General features: G+C 69.8%; 4 protein-coding genes. 2 read left to right on the top strand and 2 right to left on the bottom strand.

The genetic code is table 11. From position 1 onward, the window contains the following. On the bottom strand, positions 1–137 hold a 137-nt coding region (locus tag QZY48_RS35065), incomplete at its 3' end, for a helix-turn-helix domain-containing protein (RefSeq protein ID WP_366929793.1). 414 nt (positions 138–551) lie between these two features. Beyond that, positions 552–779, bottom strand: coding sequence for a hypothetical protein (locus QZY48_RS26815; protein WP_295436609.1), 228 nt, complete (start codon positions 777–779; stop codon positions 552–554). Between QZY48_RS26815 and QZY48_RS26810 the strand changes: the two genes are divergently transcribed. Together QZY48_RS26810 and QZY48_RS26805 are read left to right on the top strand one after the other, a co-directional pair. Next, positions 778–1,626 carry a cobalamin biosynthesis protein CbiX gene (locus QZY48_RS26810; RefSeq protein WP_295436608.1) on the top strand — a complete coding sequence of 283 codons (849 nt, stop codon included), beginning with the start codon at positions 778–780 and terminating at the stop codon, positions 1,624–1,626. The two genes, QZY48_RS26815 and QZY48_RS26810, sit on opposite strands and share 2 nt — an antisense overlap. 453 nt (positions 1,627–2,079) lie before the next feature. After that, positions 2,080–4,464, top strand: a complete 2,385-nt coding sequence (locus QZY48_RS26805) for an IPT/TIG domain-containing protein (RefSeq protein WP_295436607.1) — start codon at positions 2,080–2,082, stop codon at positions 4,462–4,464. Positions 4,465–4,582 lie beyond the last annotated feature (118 nt).

Below are 4,582 nucleotides of genomic sequence, written 5' to 3'. Positions count from 1 at the left end.
TCCTGGCACGCCTGGTACTGCTCCTGCCACTGCGCCAGCGCCCAGTTGTAGGCGAAGCGCGCAGTCCCGGCGGCCCGCGCCAAGTAGGTGCGCTGGGTGTTGTTGGGATCGAGCGCGATTTTGTGCGACAGGATCATGGTTGGGAATCCGCTATGGCCTGGGTGGTTTCAGACGAGACGCCAAACGCCTTGGCAGCTTCTCCGATTTATACCATGTGTGGATTTTTGACCATCATATGTGGGTAATATAGGGCTTTCAACGCGACAGTTCAACCCCCCTTCGCTAGGTGCTGTGCAAGCAAGCACTTGTCGGCAAGTAAGCGCAAATAAATGAGGGTGCGATCGAAACTGATGTGGGTCGCCTGGATCGTCGATTGTAGGATGGGCAAAGCGTAGCGTGCCCATCCTCCAGACCTCGACGCGGCCCGGATGGGCACGCCCGAGCGACGCCGCGACAGGTCCGGACCATCGCCATCGCGCGCGGGCTTTGCCCATCCTACGGCGTGGGCGCGACCACATCAGTCTGAATCGCACCCTGGAAAAGATACTACCTTATACCGGTCCGGCAATCGAGCAAGCACCGCAAACGCACACCCGGGTGCCGGGGGACTCACCCGCCCAGTCGGCATCCACCCCGCGCACCAGTAGACCGTCCGCGGGGGCGGCGGCGATCCAGTTCAGCGCCCGGTGCGCGGCCCCGCGGACCCTGGCCCCGTTGCTTTTGCCAACCGGCGGGGCCACGTCGGGACCACCCGCCCCGGCCGCCGCCCCAAGCCCCATGCCTGCCACCCTCCTGCTCGACAACGGCTCCACCCGCCCCGAGTCCACGCGGGCCCTGCGCCGGCTCGCCCGCGCCCTGGCCGGGCGCAGCGGGCGGGCGGTGCACCCGGTGTCGCTCCTGCACGCGGACCAGGTGCCCGCCGACGCCTTGGGCGGGCACGGCGCCGACACCCTGGAACCCTGGCTGCGCCGCGCCCTGGCCGCCGGCCGACGGGACTTCCTGCTCATCCCGCTGTGGTTTGGACCCAGCCGTGCCCTGACCCGGTTCATTCCCGACCTGACCGCGCAACTGCGCCGCGAACAGGGCCCCTTTGAACTGCGCTGCACCCCGGAACTCTGCCCCCTGCCGGACGGGGAGCCGCGCCTCATTGAGGTCCTGCTCGGGAACATCGGGCGCACCGCCGCCGCCCTGGGCCTGGCCCCCCGGCGCCTGGTGCTGGTCGACCACGGCTCACCCATCCCGGCCGTCACCGCCGTGCGCACCTGGCTCGCCGCGCGGCTGCGCGAGCGGCTCGGCCCCGGCGTGCAACTCCGGGAGGCGGTGATGGAACGGCGCCCCGGGCCGGAGTACGACTTCAACGGCGACCTGCTGGAGAGCGTCCTGCACCGACTCGCCGCCGCGGACCCGACAGGCCCCGTCCTGCTCCCGCTCCTCTTCCTCTCCCCCGGGCGCCACGCCGGACCGGACGGGGACCTGGGCGCCATCTGCGCCCGGGTCGAGTCCGCGGTCCCGGGCTTTCGCGTCTACCCCACCGCGCTGGTCGGTGCCCACCCGGGGCTCATCGACATCCTGGCCTGGCGGATTGCCGCCGCCGCCCGTCCGGCTGACGCCTCGACCTCCGGTTGAGGCCCCAACGCCCAGGCGCTTGAGAAGGTACCCTGCGCCTTCAGGCCGGGGCTCGATGGGAGCGGCTTGAGCCGCGCCGCGAGCGCGTCGAGCGCGTACGCGGCCCTGGCCGCGGCCCGGCTGAAGCCGCCCCCTCGCCCGCCTTTCATCCTCCGGGCCTGTGTCATGCCTTGCCCAAATGCGGGTTTGCGCGGTAAAATTGAACTGACCCCGCAGGTACACGGGATACACCGTGACCAAGTGACCAAGCCCCGTGGCCGTCTTAAGCCGTGACCCGCAACGCCGGGGTCGCGCGCGGCGGCGCCGGTCGTTCGCGGCGCTGAGTCCACGGGACACCCGGCACGGGGCCAACCATGCTGTAGTTCACTCACCGGGAATCGCTGGATAGAGGTCAACGGACGCACCGTCCCTCCAATTGGCTTCCCCTCATCGTCTGACCAGGAGATCAAACCGATGCCCGCCCTCTTTCCAACCACCCCCCCACCCACCCAGCCGCCGGATTGGCCGCGGCCGCGGCGGCTGACCTGGCGCAGCACGCTGTTGTCACTGCTTGCGGCCGGCGGCCTGCTCGGTTCACAAGCCGCGTTGGCCGCGGACTGCTCGCTCTTTAACCAGACCGTACCCGGGCTTTATACCTGTGAGGTGGGCCCGGGCTACACCTCGCTGAACTATGTGGTCACGGGCGCCAATGGCGGTGACGTCGGTGACCTACGCGGAGGCAGGGGGGCGCACATCACGGGCACCCTGAGCGGCCTCACGCCCGGTCAGACCCTCTATATCGCGGTGGGGGGCGACGGCGGGAGCGGCAGTACCAACTTAGTGGGCAGCGGTGGTGGTGGATACTCCGCCATCTCGACCGGGTCGGCGACCACGGGTCCGCTGGTCGTTGCCGGCGGCGGCGGCGGAGAAGGTGATTTTAATCCCAGCTCGCCCCTCGAGCTTGGCGGGCTTGGCGGCAATGGCGGCACGACGAATGCCGGTGGCGGCGGCGCGGGCGGCGCCGGGGGGGCTTTCGGGCCTGGGTTTGCGGGCGGGGTCACCCTCGCGATCGGCGGTGCCGGCGGGACCAATACCCCTAAACCAGATGAACTGGGTGGCGCCGGCGGGGACTTGGGCGCCAACGGTGTGGACGGGGTCACGACCTCCGGCGGCGGTGGCGCCGGTTTCGGCGGAAAAGGCGGAAACGGGGCTGCGCCCGACGGAGAAGCCTCCACCCTCGGAGGCCTGAACGGCGGCGGCGGCGGCGGTTATGGCGCCGGCGGCGGCGGCGGCGGCTGGGGCGGCGGCGGCGGCGGCGCCGGCAATGACTCATTCTTCGGCGGCGGCGGCGGCGGCGGCGGCAGCAGCCTCTTCCCCTTGGGCGCCATCGCGGCGGTGTCCGCCGGCACGGCGTCGGTATCCTTCACCTTGCCGCCGCCCGGACCCACGGTAACGGCCATTAACCCGACGACGGGTCCGACGACGGGCAACCAGCCCGTGACCATCACCGGTACGGCCCTGACCGGTGCGACGGCGGTGACGCTCGGCGGTACGCCATGTACTGGGGTCATCGTCGGTTCCGCGACCTCGCTGACCTGTACGACCGGGGCGCACGCACCGGGTACGGTCAACGTTAGTGTCACGACGCCTGCTGGGACTGGCACGGGCGCTTCACTCTACACCTATGTCTCCCCACCGACGGTGACGGCCATCGCCCCGACCGCGGGTCCGACGGCGGGCGGGCAGCCCGTCACCATCACCGGTACGGACCTGACCGGTGCGGGGTTGGTGACGATCGGCGGTGCGACCTGTACCGGGGTGGTCGTCGGTTCCCCGACCTCGCTGACCTGCACGACCGGGGCGCACGCGGCGGGCCTGGCGAGCGTCGTGGTCACGACGCCTTATGGGGCTAATGGGGCCAATGGGCTCTACACCTATGTGCCACCACCGACGGTGACGGCCATCAACCCGACGACGGGCCGCTTGACGGGCGGACAGGCCGTGATCGTCACCGGTACGGACCTGACCGGTGCGACGGGGGTGACGATCGGCGGTGCGGCCTGTGCCCTGGTGGGCGTCCCGTCCGCGACCTCGTTGACCTGCACGACCCCGGCGCACGCGGCGGGCGCGGCGAGCGTCCTGGTCACCACGCCTTATGGGACTAATGGGGCCAATGCGCTCTTCACCTACGTGGCGGCACCGACCGTGACGGGGATCGCCCCGAACGCGGGTCCAACGGGCGGCGGACAGTCCGTGACCATCACCGGTACCGACCTGACCGGTGCGACGGCGGTGACGATTGGCGCTGTGCCCTGCACCGGGGTGAGCGTCGGTTCCCCAACCTCGCTGACCTGTACGACCGGGGAGTACAAGACGGGCACGGGGAACATTCTGGTGAGCGTCAGTGTTACGACACCTTATGGGGTTGGCACGGGCAATTCGCTCTACACCTACCAGTGGTTAATGCCGACGGTGACGCTCATCGACCCGGCCTCCGGTCCGAAGACGGGCGGAACGCCCGTGAGAATCACCGGTACGAACCTGAACGGTGCGTCGCAGGTGTTGTTCGGCGGGTCGCCCTGTACCGGGATTGTCGCCACCGCGACCTTGCTGACCTGTACGACCGGGCCTTACCCACCCGTGTCGGCCACGGCGATGAACGCTGTGACGGCGAGCTCGCTGGTGGACGTTAGGATCATAACGCCTGGTGGGGACCTCGTATTGCAGTCGCGATTCACCTATTTAGACGCGGTGCCGACATCGAGCCTGCCGATCCCCACGCTGTCGGGCTGGGCGCAGTTGATACTGGTCGCGCTGCTGTTCGGCATCGCGGGCTGGTATAGGAGGACCAGGGCCTGATAGAGGCCCATCCGGGGGCGGGACGGGGCTCATGCCCCGTCCCGCTCGGATTAACGAAGTCCCTTGTGGGAGCGGCTTCAGCCGCGACGAGGCCACGCGACCGGCGCGGTCGCGTCGC

Origin of the sequence: uncultured Thiodictyon sp. (assembly GCF_903828115.1) — a bacterium.
Taxonomy (GTDB): Bacteria; Pseudomonadota; Gammaproteobacteria; order Chromatiales; family Chromatiaceae; genus Thiodictyon.
The sequence above is the reverse complement of the archived record's forward strand: the minus strand, read 5'-3'. Positions and strand labels throughout refer to the sequence as shown.